Here is a 15,211-nt window from a genome sequence, read left to right as displayed (position 1 = left end):
AGGAAATCTGTCCACAAAAAACGTGGGTAGGTCTGTGGATAAAACGCTGCAGGCCAGGCTGGTGGCGGGCTCTGTTAAATTGAACAGAATTTGAGCAGCCTTTTCAGGCCTGCTGGCTGGCCACCTCGCCGGCTTGGCGCAAGGCCAGCAGCAGTTCGCGTAAACGTGCCGGCAGGTCACCTGCAGGGTACACGGCATGCATCTGCGGATCCTGGCCGGTACTGGAGGTCAGCCGGTAATCGCCGCATACCCGTACCAGGCGCCCGGCCCGAACCTGCGCTTCGCCGACCCAGTCCGCCAGGCGGGCAATGCCTGCGCCGGCCAAGGTGCTGTGGTAGACAGCATCGCCCGAACTCAGGCGCAAGCGCGGATGCGCGCGCAAACTGGTGATCCTGCCGTCGCGGCAGAAGTGCCAGGCCTTGAGGATGCGCGGCGCGGTATGCAGGATCAGCGCATGCTCGGCCAAGTCCTCCGGCCCTTGTGGCATGCCGGCGCGGGCCAGGTAATCGGGGCTGGCGTACAAGTGCCGCCGATAGCGCCACAAAGGGTAGCCGATCAGCTCGCTGGATTGTGGAAACGCACCGCGTACCACGAAGTCGAGCTTGCCCTGCAACGGGTCGATGGCCTGGTCACTGTACTGGACGTCCAGGGTTACTTGCGGGTGACGCCGGGAAAAGGCCGCGAGCATGCCGGGCAGCACGTGTTCACCGAGCAGCTGCGGCACGGCGAAACGAATCCAGCCCTGGGCGCTGCCGCTGAGTGCTGCCAGTTCATCCGTGGCATCGCGTTGCACATCCAGCAAGCGTTCGGCATGGGGCAGCAAGCGCTCGCCGGCTTCGCTGAGGGTGACCGAGTTGGCGTTGCGGTTGAGCAGCTTGCAGCCGGTGTTGTCCTCGAGCGCCTGAACCGCCCGTGTTATTGCGCTGGGTGAGCGGCCCAGGGCACGGGCCGCGGCGACGAAGCTGCGCTTGTGCGCGACGCTGACGAACGCCTGGATGTCCCGCAGCATGTCCAATGCCATGTGAAGTTCCTCGTTGCAGTTATTGCAATATGGCATTTCACCACAAGCGCGCCGCTTTGATTAGCCTTGCAGCTTGGCCTTCACAGTCTGGAACCGCGTCATGATGGATATCGCCGTACTTTCCCTGTTCGCTTTCGCCGCTGGCCTGATCGATGCTGCCGTCGGCGGTGGCGGGCTGATTCAGATTCCGGCGCTGTTCAACGTGCTGCCCACGGCGCAGCCGGCAGCATTGCTGGGCAGCAACAAGTTGGCGTCGGTGTGCGGTACGGCATTTGCCGCGCGCTCGTTCATCCGCAGGGTGACGCTGGACTGGGGGCTGATCGTGCCAGCGGCGCTCGCGGCCTTCGTCATGTCCTTCGCCGGTGCGGCGACGGTATCGCTGGTACCGCCCAGCGTGATGCGCCCGGCGGTGCTGGTGCTGATCGTGCTGATGGCCATCTACACCTTCTGCAAGAAGGATTTCGGCACCTTGCACAAGCCGACCAGAATCGGCCGCAAGGAGCAGTGTCTGGCGGTGTTGATCGGCGGGGCGATCGGCTTCTACGACGGCCTGTTCGGGCCAGGCACCGGCAGTTTCCTGATCTTCCTGTTCATCCGCTTCTTCGCCCTGGACTTCCTGCATGCCTCGGCGTCGGCCAAAGTCGTCAACATCGCCACCAACCTGGCGGCGCTGGTGTTCTTCGTGCCGTCAGGCAACGTGCTGTACGCCATCGCCTTGCCGATGGCCGCCTGCAATATCCTCGGTGCCCTGACCGGCACCTGGCTTGCGGTACGCAAGGGCGCCGGTTTTGTCCGCGGCTTGTTCCTGCTGCTGCTGTGCGTGCTGATCGCCAAGTTGTCCTGGGATCTTCTGGCTGGCTGAGTCAGCTCACCTGGCACTGCGCCTGGGCCTGCTCGACCCGATTGCGCCCACAGGCCTTGGCCCGGTACAGGGCTTCATCGGCGCGCGCCATCAAGGCGTCGAGGCTCGGCGCCTGGGTGTTGGCGGCGCAGCCGTCCAGGCCGATGCTCACGGTCATCTGCAGGCGTGGGTCGCCCTGTGCCACATGCAAGTCCTGCACCGCGCGGCGCAGGCGTTCGGCAGTGAACATGGCCCGTTCCGGAGCCAGGCCCGGCAGGATCAGCACGAATTCCTCGCCCCCCATGCGCCCCAGCAGTGCGCCGTCGTGCAACTGGTCTTGCAGGGTGCGGGCGAACTGGCGCAGCACCTGGTCGCCCACGGCATGGCCATGGCGGTCGTTGATCGACTTGAAATGGTCGATGTCGAGCATCATCACGGTCAGCGGCACGGCCTGCGCATGCTGCTGACGGCTGTCGAGCAGGGCATTGGCACGGCGAGTGAAAGCGCTACGGGTGAGTACGCCGGTCAGGTGGTCGACGCTGGCCTGGTGCGCCAGGCGCGCCAGCAGGCTGCGGTTGGCCTGGCTGACGCAAGCGACCACCAGCGGGCCGAGCACCAGCATGGCGATGCCCAGGCGGGCCGACATCAATGTCGTGACCCCAGGCTCGCTTTGCGGAAGGCTGAAGTGCATCAGGTTCTGCGCCACGGCGATGATCAGCGTGCTGCCGGCAGTGAGCGTCAGCAGCGATACCAGGAACGGCGAGTAGGTCCAGGCGCACCAGAGCAGCGCTGCGATCGGAAAGGCGATGGCCCCAGGCCCGCCAAAACCGATGCTCAATGCCAGTGAGCCGAGCAACACCAGCAGGGGTGCCAGGCGGATTGCCTGGGTGCTGCGTACCAGCGCACGGGCCGAAGGGGCGGTGAGCAGGACCGGCAGCACCAGCACGCTGGTCGAGAACTGTTCACTGAACCAGGCCAGCCAGGTCGCCCGCAGCGATTGCTCGAACCACGGCGTGGCCATCACGCACGCCAGGCTGGCCGCCACCGTGGCGCCTGCCGCGCAGGCGCCGAACACGCCGAGTACGCCCTGGGGGCTGCGCATGTGCCGATGCAGGCGCGGCAAGCGCGTCAGCAGCAGCCACACCGTGACCACGACGCCCAGGTTGCACAGGTTGAACCACAGGGCCGGCGCCCAGGCGCTGCCGCTGGCAAGGTCGGCCGCGACCATGGCCAACCAGACCAGGCTGAAACCGACCACCCCGGCCTGGCGCGGATAGCGCAACAACACGCCGGCCAGCACCGCATTGACGGGCCAGAACAGTGACAGGGATTCGATGGGCCGAGCCAGGATGCCGCCCAGGGTCAGGGCGAAGGTAAGGCCGAACAGAACGAGACAGGGCAACAGGCGTGACTGGACTGGAAAAACCATAGGCTCGACCGACAAGCGGAGAGGGAATCCAGGACAACGGCTGTAGGCACCTGGGGCGATGACACGCCAGTGTGTTGGCACAGGCTATTTGATGTCAATCTGCCGCGATCTGGCGAGATTGCGGCGCATTGACATCATCCGTGGTGGTCTCTCTACAAACCATAGAACCAGGGCACCATCAGCACGGTCACCACCATCACCAGCAACGTGAACGGCACACCCACCTTGACGAAGTCGGCGAAACGGTACTGCCCGGGGCCCAGTACCAGGGTGTTCACCGGTGATGACACTGGTGTCATGAACGCCGCCGATGCCGCCAGGGCCACGGTCATGGCAAACGGGTAGGGCGACAACCCCAGCTGTGTCGCGGTGCTGATCGCCACCGGGGCCATCAGCACGGCGGTGGCCGTGTTGGAGATGAACAGGCCGATCACCGCGGTCACCATGAACAGGCAGGCCAGCATGGCCAGCGGCCCGGCGCCACCCAGCAGGCTGACCAGGCCGCCGACCGCCAGGTCGATGCCCCCGGTCTTCTGCAGGGCCTGGGCGAATGGCAGCATGCCGACGATCAGCACCAGGCTTTGCCAATGAATCGCGCGGTAGGCGCTGTTCATGTCGATGCAGCGCCCGGCCCCCATCAGCAGGCAGCCGATCAGCGCGGCGATGACGTTGGGCACCGCGCCGCTGACCATCAGGCCGACCATCACCGCCAGGCTGATCAGTGCGAAGGGCGCGCGGGTGCGGGCCGGGGCCACCTGGTCGATCTCGGCAGGCAGGCTCAGGACCAGGAAGTCCTTTGGCTGGCTTTGCAACTGGCGTATCGCCTTCCAGGGTCCGACCACCAGCAGCGTGTCTCCCAGGCGCAGTTTTTCCTCCACCAGTTGTTCCTCGATGGCCGCCTGGTCACGGCGCAGGCCGACCACGTTGAGGTCGTAGCGGGTACGAAACGCAAGCTCAAGGATGCTCTTGCCGTTGAGCTGCGAGCCCGGTGGCAAGGAAACCTCGGCCATGCCCAGCTCCTGGGACTGGTCGATGAAGTAGGCGGCCTTGAAGTGCAGCGGCTCCAGCTGCATGGTCTGGCACAGGGTGCGCAAGTCGTCGCGGTTGCCGAACAGGTCGAGCAGCAGCACGTCGTTCTGGTGCAGCACGGTGCTCGAATCGGCAGCGATCACCCGTGTGGTGAACTTGTGTTGACGCTCGATGCCGATCACGTTGGCGCCATGCCGGGTGCGCAGCTCCAGGTCGGCCAGGGTATGGCCGATCAGCGGCGAGTGCGGGCGGATGCGCAGGCGCCGCTCGCGACCATTGAGCTTGTAGTCGAGCACCAGGTCGAGCAGGGTGCGACGGGTTTCGGCGCGGCCGTCCTTGCGCACTTCACCGTTGAGCCAGTGGCGGGTCAGCAGCATGTAGCCGACGCCCAGCGCCAGTACCACCAGGCCGAACGGGGTGAAACTGAAGAAGCTGAAGCCTGGCTCGCCGTGGCGCACCAGTTCGCTGTGCACCACGACGTTGGGCGGGGTGGCGACCAGGCTGAGCATGCCGCTGATCAGGCCGGCGAAGCTGAGCGGCATCATCAGCCGACTGGGGGAAATATTCAGGCGCGCGGCAATGCTCAGGACCACCGGAATGAAAATGGCCACCACCCCGGTCGAACTCATGACCGAACCCAGGCCGGCCACCGACACCATCAGCAACACCAGCAAGCGTGCTTCGCTGTTGCCGGCGCGTTCACTCATCCATTCGCCGATGCGGTAGGCGATGCCGGTGCGCACCAGCCCTTCGCCGATCACGAACAGGGCGGCGATCAGCACCACGTTGGGGTCGCTGAAACCGGCCAGGGCCTGTTCGACGGTGAGGATGCCCGACAAGGGCAGGGCGAGGATCACCAGCAGGGCGACCACGTCCATGCGCGGACGGTTGATGACGAAGAGGACGACGACGACGGCCAGCAGGCCGAGGACCCAGAGCAGTTCCTGGTTCATGGGGCGGGGATGTTCCTTCACACGAGGGCACAGTAGACAGTAGCAGTCAGTGTGGCAGGCCGTGGTGAAGGTGGTATTGATGAACATCAGGGCCGCAGGGCGGCCCTGAGCGCACTATCACTGGAATCGCTCCATTTGGTTTCCTTGCCGCGCCGTACTTTCACGCGCCAGCGATGAACGGCAAGGTGGCGTTGGTCGTCGCCCGTCGAAGTGCTAGAGTCGCTTTCTTTTTTGCCCCGAGGATGGAACATGCGAGCGATTTTGCCGATGGCCGCTGCACTGGTGTTGGTCGGTTGCGCTTCTGCGACCATGGATGCGGCACGCGCGGGCAAACCCACCGTGCAGCTCGATTCGCAAAAGACGCCGGAGCTGGTGGCCCAGTGCATCCAGTTCAGCTGGCAGAAGGAAGAGGTGTTCGGGGACGATGCCGGCGGCTACCTGGAGCCGCGCAAGCAGGGCGGGCTGACGGTCTACACCCGCGAAGCCGAGTCGTTCGTCGATGTGTACCCGCAGGGCGGTGGTACCCGGGTGGACTACTATGCGCAGAAAAACGATGGCGTGGCCCTGCAGCGGCGGGCGGCGGCGGCCACCTGTCTGTAAGGGCCACTTCGCGGGTTAACCCCGCGAAGCAGGTAGCAGGCTCGGTCAGGACAGATAGCCACCGTCGACATTGAGCGCGGTGCCAGTGGTGTAGCTGGACGCATCGCTGGCCAGGTACAGCACGGCGCCGGCCATTTCCTTCGGGTCGGCCACGCGCTTGAGCGGAATCTGCTGCAGGGCGACGTTGAGGATGGCGTCGTTCTTCACCAGCGCCGAGGCGAACCTGGTGTCGGTCAGGCCTGGCAGCAGGGCGTTGCAGCGGATGCCGAACGGCGCGCATTCCTTGGCGAAGACCTTGGTCATGTTGATCACCGCAGCCTTGGTCACCGAGTAGATGCCCTGGAAGTGGCCAGGCGAGACACCGTTGATCGAGGCCACGTTGATGATGCTGCCGCCGCCGTTCTCGCGCATCAGCTTGCCGGCTTCCACCGACATGAAGAAGTAGCCGCGGATATTGACATCGACAGTCTTCTGGAAGGCCCCGAGGTCGGTGTCCAGCACATTGCAGAACTGCGGGTTGGTGGCAGCGTTGTTGACCAGCACGTCAAGGCGCCCGAACTGTTCGCGAATGCCCGCGAACACCTGCTGGATCTGTTCCATTTCACCAATGTGGCAGGCGACTGCAGTGGCCTTGCCGCCGGCGGCGACGATCGCGTCGGCTACCTGCTGGCAACCTTCGAGCTTGCGGCTGGAGACGATCACATGGGCACCCTGCTGGGCCAGCAGGTGGGCGATGGCCTCGCCGATGCCGCGGCTGGCACCGGAGACGAAAGCGATCTTGCCGTCGAGGTCGAACAGGTGGGTCTTGGACATGCTGTTTTCCTTGTTGTGAGTCGTCAGAGGGCGGACCTGGCGATGACCTGCTGGCTCATCTGCTCCAGCAGCCGGTTCATGTGGATGAACTGGGCGAAGCGTTTGTCCTGGGTCTGGCCGTGGTAGAAGCGGTAGTAGATCTGCTGGACGATGCCGGCCAGGCGAAACAGGCCATAGCAATAGTAGTAATCGAAATTGTCCAGGCGGATGCCGGCGCGCTCGGCGTAGTAGTCGACGAACTGGCGGCGGGTGAGCATGCCGGGGGCATTGCTGGGTTGACGGCGCATCAGTTGCATCGGTGCCGGGTCGCTCGCCTCGATCCAGTAGGCCAGGCTGTTGCCCAGGTCCATCAGCGGATCACCGATGGTGGTCATTTCCCAGTCGAGCACGCCAATGATGCGCATCGGGTTGTCGGCATCGAGGATGACGTTGTCGAAGCGATAGTCGTTGTGCACGATGCCCGGGCGCGGATGGTCGGCGGGCATCTTCTCGCGCAGCCAGGCGATGACGGTTTCCCAGCGTGGCGCATCGGCTGTCAGGGCCTTCTCGTAGCGGCTGGTCCAGCCTTCTATCTGGCGCTGTACATAGCCTTCGGGCTTGCCCAGGTCGGCCAGGCCACAGGCGTCGTAGTCGACCTGGTGCAGTTCCACCAGGCGGTCGATGAAGCTTTTGCACAGGGCTTCGGTGCGCGTGGCATCCAGGCCTAGCTCGGCAGGGATGTCCGAGCGCAGGATGATGCCGTTGACCCGTTCCATCACGTAGAACTCGCCGCCGATCAAGGCTTCGTCGGTGCAATGCACATACGCCTTGGGGCAGTAGGGGAAACCGCTGTTGAGCTGGTTGAGGATGCGAAACTCGCGGCCCATGTCGTGGGCAGACTTGGCTTTCTGCCCGAAGGGCGGGCGGCGCAGGACAAATTCGCGGTCCGGGTAGGCCACGAGATACGTCAGGTTCGACGCGCCGCCGGGGAACTGGCTGATGTTCGGCGTGCCGAGCAGGCCTGGAATGTGGGCCTTCAGGTAAGGATCGATGACGGCCGCGTCGAGTTCTTCGCCGGGGCGTACCTGGGTGGACTGGTCGGTGAGCGTCATGCGTTTTCCTTATTTTGTAGCGCAAGGACTATTGGCTAATCTAATGGTCTGCGCACATTGGAACAAGCGTGCCAAGGGCCATATAGGTGTGGGTGTTGCTGCTCGATCAGCGCATCGAATGACGGCCAAAAAAAAACCGAAGCCGGTCAGGCTTCGGTTTTCATCTCGTTCGCTGCCCGTCACTCAGGAAGGGAACAGCTCGCTGAGCTTCATCGACAGCATCATGTCGCCTTCGACGCGCAGCTTGCCGCCCATGAAGGCCTGCATGCCGTCGGTGTCGCCGCTGACGATGCCTTTCAGGGTTTCGCTGTCCATGACCAGGGTGCAGTTGGCATCCGGGTTTTCACCTTCCTGCAGGTCGCAGGTGCCGTCCTTGACGATCAGCGCGTACTTCTTGCCTTCGTCTGTGATGTCGAAGCCGAACACTAGGTCCAGGCCGGCAGCGGCGGCGGGATTGAACTTTGCTTTCATCGCTTCGACGGCGTTAGCTACATCGCTCATGGTGTATTCCTTGTTAAGTAATTATCAGCGTCCGCAGGGACACAACAGGCCGGGCTCATCTATAGGTGATGAGCTCCGGCACCTTCAACAGCTGCACATGCGCTTGGCTGTTGAAGGAAGCCAGTGCCACGTCGCGGCCGCGAAACTTCAGCTGGCTGAGCGACGTGTTGATGATCTGCCAGTTCAGCGTGAACGCCTGGCTGGGGGTGATACCGGTAATCAGGTGGAGCAGGGCGGCTATGGTACCGCCAGAGGTGAACACGGCAATGTTGTCGCTGCCGCCCGCGCTGTCCAGCAACTGCCGCAACCCTGCGTCGACCCTTGCAGTGAATGCCTGCCAGGTCTCAAGGCCGTCGTCGGCATGCTCGCCTGCGTGCCAGCGCTGTACCATCAGGGCGAACAGGCGCTGGAACTCGCTGCGGTTCTGCGCACCATTGCGCAGGATGTGCCGGGCCTGGGGTTCATCGGTCAGAAGGCCAGGCAGCAGGGCACGAATGACCCCATCGGCATCGAACTCGTTGAACGCCGGGTCGGTCTCGATCGGCGGTATTGCGCAGCCGCTGACGTGCATCGCTTCAAGTGCAAGTCGGGCGGTATCCTGTTGACGTCGCAAGCTGCCCGCCAGGCAACGGTCCAGACCCAGGCCCAGTTGTGCCAGGTGCTCGCCCAGCGCCTGGCTCTGGCGAATGCCCACGGGCGAGAGGACGTCATAGTCGTCGGCACCGAAGGAAGCTTGGCCATGTCGGATAAGGTAGAGATTGCCCACGGAGGTGTCCGGCCCGTTGAAGGTTGCTGCGAGGTTAGGTTGCGCCAGACGGGCTGTCAACGAAAAAGCATACAAGCGTTTGAAAAGGTTGTTTGAACTGTGTTGCCAGCCTTTGCCCCGGCTGGCAGCGTCATCGGAGCATCGGTATGCTTGCTACAGTTTCGCGTCGTACAGGCGCAGGTTCATAAGGAGTCAACGTGGAGTTTCTTGCCGAATACGCAAGCTTTCTCGCTAAAACCGCTACCCTGGTGATCGCCATTCTGGTGGTGCTGTCTGCCATTGCCGGTTTGCGCGGCAAAGGGCGGCGCAAGGCCGGTGGTCAATTGCAGGTCACCCGTCTCAACGAGTTCTACAAGGAGCTGCGCGAGCGGCTGGAGTCCGGCTTGCTCGACAAGGCCCAGCTGAAGGCCTTGCGCAAGCAGCAGGCGAAGGCTGAGAAACAGCAGAAGAAGGGCAAGGCCGAGGAAAAGGGCCGGGTCTTCGTGCTCGACTTCGATGGCGACATCAAGGCCTCGGCCACCGAAAGCCTGCGCAACGAGATCACCGCGCTGCTGACCCTCGCCACCTCCCGTGACGAAGTGGTGCTGCGCCTGGAAAGCGGCGGCGGCCTGGTGCACAGCTACGGCCTGGCTGCCTCGCAGCTGGCGCGTATCCGCCAGGCTGGCATCCCGCTGACCGTGTGCATCGACAAGGTGGCCGCCAGTGGCGGCTACATGATGGCCTGCATCGGCGAGAAGATCGTCAGTGCGCCGTTTGCCGTGCTGGGGTCGATCGGTGTGGTGGCGCAGTTGCCCAACGTCAATCGCCTGCTGAAGAAGCACGACATCGACTTCGAAGTGCTGACTGCCGGTGAATACAAGCGCACCCTGACCGTGTTCGGCGAGAACACCGAGAAGGGCCGGGAGAAGTTCCAGGAAGACCTGGACATCACCCACCAGCTGTTCAAGGACTTCGTCGCCCGCTACCGCCCGCAGTTGCATATCGACGAGGTGGCCACCGGTGAGGTCTGGTTGGGCGTTGCCGCGCTGAACCGCAAGCTGGTGGACCAGTTGCAGACCAGTGACGAGTACCTCAGCGAGCGCGCACGCAATGCCAACCTGTTCCACCTGCACTACGCCGAACGCAAGAGCTTGCAAGAGCGCATCGGCATGGCGGCCAGTGGTACGGTAGAGAACACCGTGGTCGGTTTGTGGAGTAAACTCGGCCGCTTGCGCTAAACCCTTGAACCCCTTGAATATTTTTTTTGATCAGGGGGTTGCAAGGTGTGCGGAATGCAGACATAATGCGCCCATCGAAACGCAGCGAACTTTGAAAAAGGTTCAGTGTTTCAAGGAGATAGCAGCGCAAGCCGCTTGATCCGAACTTTGAGGCCGAGTAGCAAAGTGGTTATGCTCCGGATTGCAAATCCGTCTACGCCGGTTCGATTCCGACCTCGGCCTCCACATTCGAAAGCCCCGCAGATTAACGTCTGCGGGGTTTTTCTTTGTGCGTCAGAAAACACTGAAGTCCCAACACAAATTACAACCAGTCCAAGACTTCCTCATTTGGAAGGTTTGGCAATGGCCTCGACGCCCGAATGCCAGTCTGCAACGGGCTAAAAACACGCCGGCACAGGGAACGTCTGCCCTGCGGCGACCTCCCACAGTAATGCAGGGCGAACGGCGCGCTGCCATTCACACTTGGAGGACTGGCTCTGATGAAAAAGATCCTGATGGTGCTGACATCCCACGATCAGTTGGGTAATACCGGCAAGAAGACCGGCTTTTGGCTGGAAGAGTTCGCCGCCCCTTACTACGTGTTCATCGATGCCAACGCCGACGTCACCCTGGCCTCGCCCAAGGGCGGCCAGCCACCTCTGGACCCGAAGAGCGACGAGGACGATGCGCAGACCGATGCCACCCGGCGTTTTCGCGCTGACACCGAAGGGCAGATGGCGCTGGCCGACACGGTACCGCTGAGCGAAATCGACCCGTACGACTTCGATACCGTGTTCTATCCCGGTGGCCATGGGCCGCTGTGGGACTTGGCCGAGGACAACGATTCGAAGACGCTGCTGGAAGCTTTTTACGCATCCAACAAGCCGATTGCCGCAGTCTGCCATGCACCGGGCGTGTTCAAGCATGTCAATGCACCGGATGGCCATCCGGTGGTCAAGGGCAAGCAAGTGACCGGTTTCGCCAACAGCGAGGAAGACGCCGTCGGGCTGACCCAGGTGGTGCCGTTTCTGGTCGAGGACATGCTCAAAAGCCAAGGTGGCGAGTATTCCAAGGCTGCGGACTGGGCGAGTCATGTGGTCGAGGACGGCCATCTGATCACCGGGCAGAACCCTGCCTCGTCGGAGGGTGTGGCCCAGGCACTGCTCAAGCGGCTTGCGCGCGAGTAGCCAGCGCACCATGCCGTTGAATGTACAGGCGGTGTTCGTGAATGCCGTGGCCGAGGCGTTGGACCGCGGCCAAGCGAAGTAAGCTGCGCTTTCGCATAGAAAACAAAGGGCGTACATGCGCCGCCGCCGTTGTGGGAGCCGGCAAGCCGGCGATGCAAGCGCCTCTTAGGATGGCACCGGCTTCGCCGGTGATCGCCGGCAAGCCGGCTCCCACGCAATTCCCTCTGGCCGGAGCGGTCCCCGGGCGAGCGCAATGCGAGTCAGGGTTTTTGCTATTCTCACCGGTAGTTTAATTACAGCTGGAGTGTGTCGATGGGCTCTATCTTGTACAACTTCATTGCCTTCATCATTTTTGTCCTGGATATCTGGGCGATCATCAATGTGGTGAGGAGCAATAGCGAAACCCTGAAGAAAGTATTGTGGGTAGCGCTGGTTGCATTTCTTCCGGTGCTCGGCCTGATCATCTGGGCTTTGGCTGGCCCTCGCAGCAACAGCCGTCTTGGTTCATCTCACTGATCGACAACACTATTTTCGGCGAAACTGATAACAAGCCCTGCCATTGCGCGGGGCTTTTCATTTTTGCCGCAAGGTCCAGGGCGGTGGAGCTGGATTACACGTTGGCGTTTACCTACCACCCGTCAACAGGGGTGGCAAAGAGGGCGTTGGTTAGGTAAGGTCGGCACTTTTTTTCGATTGCCAGGAGAGCATGATGAGCAACAGGGCATTGGTAGTGGCTTTCGGTTTGGCCATCACCATGGCATCTACCCTCGGCGGATACTGCGCCTACGAGACGAGCCAGTTGGTACGCAAGGGATATTTCGCGGATTCGCAGGCGGCCGAGTCGACTGAAGGCGCCGATTTCGCTCGCAGCGGTAACCAACTGAAGCTGTAACTGCTGATCCATCAGCGTCAGGGCAAAAAAAAACCGCCAAAAAAGTAGGCGGTTTCAAAGAACGTCAGAGCAAGGCCAGTGTGCCCAAGCGCTTGTCATCAGTTCGTGAAAGGCATATTGCTAGCTTGAAACAGTTGTATCAGCCCGTGACAAAGCCCCCAGGCGCTGATCAAGTGTGGTTCAGCAAGATGCCTGCATCCGGACTCAGTGGCGGCGAAAAAAAGCCCGCCAGGAAGGCGGGCAAGCGACGTTTGAAGGGGAGAGACTCAAGCGTAGGTGCTATCGGTTAACTCGACATTAACCGCAAGGCATTGACCCTGGCCGACGATGCGCCTATACAGGCGTGCCACATTCCCTGGAGCTGCCATGCACGACGAAGACGACCTGCACGAGCCCGAGCACGATCACCTGCTCGATCACGAATTCCTCTACGACGACCTGGAGCTCGAGGCCGATGCCCAGGGCGCCGAGGATGAGGTCGAGGAAGACGAAGGGCTGCTGGATGACTTCGATGACGAGGACGATCATCCAGCCTGGCATGACGACCCGGACGACTGAGTCAGCGTCCGTCCAGCGAGAACCGCCCAGGGCCGCTCACGGCCAGCAGCAACAGGCCGCCGACGATGCTCAGGTTTTTCAGGAACTGGGTCATGTTGGCGGCGCGTTCCGGGTCGACCATGTTCCAGAAGGGATGGCCAAGCAGTGCCGTGCCCAGCACGAACAAGGCGAACAGGAAGGCCAGGGGACGCGTATAGAAGCCAAGGATCAGGATGATGCCGACGAAGAATTCCATGATCACCGCGACCGCTGCAGCCAACATGGGGGCAGGGGCGCCCAGTGAGGTCATGTAGCCGACCGTGCCGTCGAAACCGGTCAGCTTCGCCCAGCCGGACAAGATGAACAGGATCATCAACAGCACACGGGCGATGAGGATGATGATGTCGCGTTGGCCATCGAACAGGGAGTAGCGCATGGTGGCGTTCCAGTGGACGTAGTCACGTTCCACTCTAGCAGGCGTGCGGTGAATTTCCGGCAGACAGCAAAAAGGCGCCACCTGGGCGCCTTCTTCGGAAAATGGTGCGAGTGGCGGGACTCGAACCCGCAAGGCTCACGCCGACAGATTTTAAGTCTGCTGTGTATACCAATTCCACCACACTCGCACGCTTGAAAGGGTCGTGACGACCGGCGCGCTTCTAGGCAGAAGGGCCTGACAATCAAGCGCGCTTTATAACCCATTGTTATATTTGAGTCAACCACAGCACCTATGATCAAAGGAAGGAAGGCGCGGTTTAGCGGGTCATTGACATCGCAGGTGTCATTACGCCACTGTTGCGCCTTTCATTGGATCCAATGAGTGTTGGCCATGTCCTCGGCTTCCCGTCCCACTCCTGACGGACGTCTCGTTCGTCCCCGCTGGTACTGGCGTGTGCTGTTCGCCCACGTCTTGCTGCTCGGGGTGTTTCTGTACATCAGCCTGGCTTCGCTGGGGGGTTACCTGTTCATGCTCGGGTTCGCCGACGAGCACTCGCAATCCCAGCGGCTGATGGCCTTGGGCGGTGGCGGGGTGATCATGCTGGTGTGCCTGTGGCTGCTAAAAGTGGCGATGCCCCGGCGAGTCAGCCCGGTGCTGGTCGAACGTGAGCCTGGATAAGCCTGCGCGCTCGCCCGACCTCGGGTGTATCCTCGGCTAAGCTCACTATTTCCCCTCCTGCTGTGCCAGTGGAGTTTGCATGGTTTCAGCCGACTGCCCTGTTCACCCCGTCATGCACGCCAACAGCTATGAGCGGTTGGTGCAATCGGTGGTGGATTACGCCATCTACATGCTCGACACCACCGGTCGCGTGGTCTCCTGGAATGCCGGTGCCGAGCGCATCAAGGGCTACCGTGCCGCGGAAGTGATCGGTCAGCATTTCTCGTTGTTCTTTACCCCTGAGGATTGCCTGGACGGTCGCCCCGAGCGCCTGCTCAAGCAAGCTCTGGAGCAGGGAGTGGCGCAGGATGAGGGCTGGCGGGTACGCAAGGACGGCACACGATTCTGGGCGTTGGCTGCCCTGGATGTCATCCACGACGAGCAAGGGCAGGTCATCGGCCTGGCCAAGGTCACCCGTGACATCACAGACCGGCGCGAATCCGCCCTGCAGCTCGATGCCGTTCGCGCCCAACTGTTTCAGGCCCAGAAGCTCGAGGCATTGGGCCAACTGACCGGTGGGTTGGCGCATGACTTCAACAATCTGCTGACCATCATCATCAATTCGGCCCGGATGGCGCGCGAGAGCCAGGATCCGGTGCGCGTGCAGCGCCTGATGGACCATATCCTCGATGCAGGCCAGCGGGGTACCGAGCTGACCAAGCAGTTGCTGACGTTCGCCCGGCATCGGCAGCTCGAAGTCACCCTGATTGCACCTAGCCAGTTGCTCGCGTCGACCCGTGGCTTGCTGGAGCATGCGTTACCTCGTGAAATCTCGCTGGAGGAGCACCTGCAACCGGACTTGCCACTGCTCGAGGTGGATGTCGGGCAATTGCAGATGGTGCTGCTCAACCTGATGTTCAATGCCCGGGATGCCATCGAAGGCCGGGGCACGATCCGCATGACGGTCAGCGCCGTCGAGCTCGCGGGTGAGGTAGAAGGCTTGTGCGGTGCCTTCATATGCTTCGAGGTGAGCGACAGTGGCCCTGGCATCGATCCGAAGGTGTTGCCGCGGATCTTCGAGCCATTCTTCACCACCAAGCCCTTCGGCAAGGGGACCGGGCTGGGGCTGAGCCAAGCCTATGGCTTTGCCAAGCAAAGCGGTGGCGCAATCGATGTGCAGAGCGAAATCGGCAAGGGGACGCGCATGCGCCTGTACCTGCCGGCCAATCGACCCGGTTCGGACGGCCAACTCCAAAGGTAGC

Annotated in this window: 17 protein-coding genes and 2 tRNA genes; 10 read left to right on the top strand and 9 right to left on the bottom strand. The window is 62.2% G+C overall.

From position 1 onward, the window contains the following. Nucleotides 1-103: 103 nt before the first annotated feature. The gene (locus tag PPL01S_RS14265; RefSeq protein WP_028625802.1) at nt 104-1,021 is read right to left on the bottom strand and encodes a LysR family transcriptional regulator; all 918 of its coding nucleotides are present in this window, start codon (nt 1,019-1,021) and stop codon (nt 104-106) included. A gap of 100 nt (nt 1,022-1,121) precedes the next feature. On the opposite strand from PPL01S_RS14265, the gene PPL01S_RS14260 reads away from it, so the two are divergent. Continuing rightward, on the top strand, nt 1,122-1,883 hold the full coding sequence (locus PPL01S_RS14260; protein ID WP_016392520.1) for a sulfite exporter TauE/SafE family protein: 762 nt from the start codon (nt 1,122-1,124) through the stop codon (nt 1,881-1,883). A gap of 1 nt (nt 1,884) precedes the next feature. Here PPL01S_RS14260 and PPL01S_RS14255 read toward each other — a convergent pair whose 3' ends face one another. Next, nucleotides 1,885-3,306, bottom strand: coding sequence for a GGDEF domain-containing protein (locus PPL01S_RS14255; protein WP_028625803.1), 1,422 nt, complete (start codon nt 3,304-3,306; stop codon nt 1,885-1,887). A 137-nt stretch (nt 3,307-3,443) separates the two neighbouring features. Then, the gene (locus PPL01S_RS14250) at nt 3,444-5,273 is read right to left on the bottom strand and encodes an SLC13 family permease (RefSeq protein ID WP_016392518.1); all 1,830 of its coding nucleotides are present in this window, start codon (nt 5,271-5,273) and stop codon (nt 3,444-3,446) included. A 249-nt stretch (nt 5,274-5,522) separates the two neighbouring features. On the opposite strand from PPL01S_RS14250, the gene PPL01S_RS14245 reads away from it, so the two are divergent. Next, nucleotides 5,523-5,873 (top strand): hypothetical protein, encoded by a 351-nt coding sequence (locus tag PPL01S_RS14245; RefSeq protein ID WP_028625804.1) that lies wholly within the window; start codon nt 5,523-5,525, stop codon nt 5,871-5,873. Between the two features lie 45 nt (nt 5,874-5,918). Here the strand turns inward: PPL01S_RS14245 and PPL01S_RS14240 are convergent, their stop codons facing one another. The 4 genes from PPL01S_RS14240 to PPL01S_RS14225 all read right to left on the bottom strand — a co-directional run bounded on the left by PPL01S_RS14240 (nt 5,919) and on the right by PPL01S_RS14225 (nt 9,044). Then, nucleotides 5,919-6,686 (bottom strand): SDR family oxidoreductase, encoded by a 768-nt coding sequence (locus tag PPL01S_RS14240; RefSeq protein ID WP_016392516.1) that lies wholly within the window; start codon nt 6,684-6,686, stop codon nt 5,919-5,921. A 23-nt stretch (nt 6,687-6,709) separates the two neighbouring features. Beyond that, complete coding sequence (locus PPL01S_RS14235) at nt 6,710-7,777, bottom strand: phosphotransferase family protein (protein ID WP_016392515.1); 1,068 nt, start codon at nt 7,775-7,777, stop codon at nt 6,710-6,712. A gap of 183 nt (nt 7,778-7,960) precedes the next feature. Beyond that, nucleotides 7,961-8,278: an SCP2 sterol-binding domain-containing protein gene (locus PPL01S_RS14230; protein WP_016392514.1), complete on the bottom strand. Its 318-nt coding sequence runs from the start codon at nt 8,276-8,278 to the stop codon at nt 7,961-7,963. Between the two features lie 55 nt (nt 8,279-8,333). Then, on the bottom strand, nt 8,334-9,044 hold the full coding sequence (locus tag PPL01S_RS14225) for a histidine phosphatase family protein (protein ID WP_016392513.1): 711 nt from the start codon (nt 9,042-9,044) through the stop codon (nt 8,334-8,336). Between the two features lie 197 nt (nt 9,045-9,241). Here PPL01S_RS14225 and sohB point away from each other — a divergent pair, with 197 nt between their 5' ends. The 6 genes from sohB to PPL01S_RS14195 all read left to right on the top strand — a co-directional run bounded on the left by sohB (nt 9,242) and on the right by PPL01S_RS14195 (nt 12,877). Continuing rightward, nucleotides 9,242-10,261, top strand: coding sequence for a protease SohB (gene sohB / locus PPL01S_RS14220; protein ID WP_016392512.1), 1,020 nt, complete (start codon nt 9,242-9,244; stop codon nt 10,259-10,261). Nucleotides 10,262-10,412: 151 nt separating this feature from the next. Continuing rightward, nucleotides 10,413-10,486, top strand: a tRNA-Cys gene (locus PPL01S_RS14215). A gap of 254 nt (nt 10,487-10,740) precedes the next feature. Then, the gene (locus tag PPL01S_RS14210) at nt 10,741-11,427 is read left to right on the top strand and encodes a type 1 glutamine amidotransferase domain-containing protein (protein ID WP_016392511.1); all 687 of its coding nucleotides are present in this window, start codon (nt 10,741-10,743) and stop codon (nt 11,425-11,427) included. A 312-nt stretch (nt 11,428-11,739) separates the two neighbouring features. After that, nucleotides 11,740-11,943: a PLD nuclease N-terminal domain-containing protein gene (locus PPL01S_RS14205; protein WP_016391558.1), complete on the top strand. Its 204-nt coding sequence runs from the start codon at nt 11,740-11,742 to the stop codon at nt 11,941-11,943. 193 nt (nt 11,944-12,136) lie between these two features. Next, complete coding sequence (locus PPL01S_RS14200; protein WP_016391557.1) at nt 12,137-12,319, top strand: hypothetical protein; 183 nt, start codon at nt 12,137-12,139, stop codon at nt 12,317-12,319. A gap of 366 nt (nt 12,320-12,685) precedes the next feature. Further along, nucleotides 12,686-12,877 (top strand): hypothetical protein, encoded by a 192-nt coding sequence (locus PPL01S_RS14195; protein ID WP_028625805.1) that lies wholly within the window; start codon nt 12,686-12,688, stop codon nt 12,875-12,877. Between the two features lies 1 nt (nt 12,878). Here the strand turns inward: PPL01S_RS14195 and PPL01S_RS14190 are convergent, their stop codons facing one another. Together PPL01S_RS14190 and PPL01S_RS14185 are read right to left on the bottom strand one after the other, a co-directional pair. Next, on the bottom strand, nt 12,879-13,292 hold the full coding sequence (locus PPL01S_RS14190; protein ID WP_028625806.1) for a DoxX family protein: 414 nt from the start codon (nt 13,290-13,292) through the stop codon (nt 12,879-12,881). Nucleotides 13,293-13,394: 102 nt separating this feature from the next. Then, nucleotides 13,395-13,479 (bottom strand) — tRNA-Leu (locus PPL01S_RS14185). 203 nt (nt 13,480-13,682) lie between these two features. Here PPL01S_RS14185 and PPL01S_RS14180 point away from each other — a divergent pair. Beyond that, nucleotides 13,683-13,970 (top strand): hypothetical protein, encoded by a 288-nt coding sequence (locus tag PPL01S_RS14180; protein WP_028625807.1) that lies wholly within the window; start codon nt 13,683-13,685, stop codon nt 13,968-13,970. Nucleotides 13,971-14,049: 79 nt separating this feature from the next. Beyond that, the gene (locus PPL01S_RS14175; protein WP_028625808.1) at nt 14,050-15,210 is read left to right on the top strand and encodes a two-component system sensor histidine kinase NtrB; all 1,161 of its coding nucleotides are present in this window, start codon (nt 14,050-14,052) and stop codon (nt 15,208-15,210) included. Nucleotide 15,211: the final 1 nt, after the last annotated feature.

The organism is Pseudomonas plecoglossicida NBRC 103162 = DSM 15088 (assembly GCF_000730665.1).
Classification (GTDB): domain Bacteria; phylum Pseudomonadota; class Gammaproteobacteria; order Pseudomonadales; family Pseudomonadaceae; genus Aquipseudomonas; species Aquipseudomonas plecoglossicida.
This window is presented reverse-complemented; position numbering and strand designations above follow the sequence as displayed.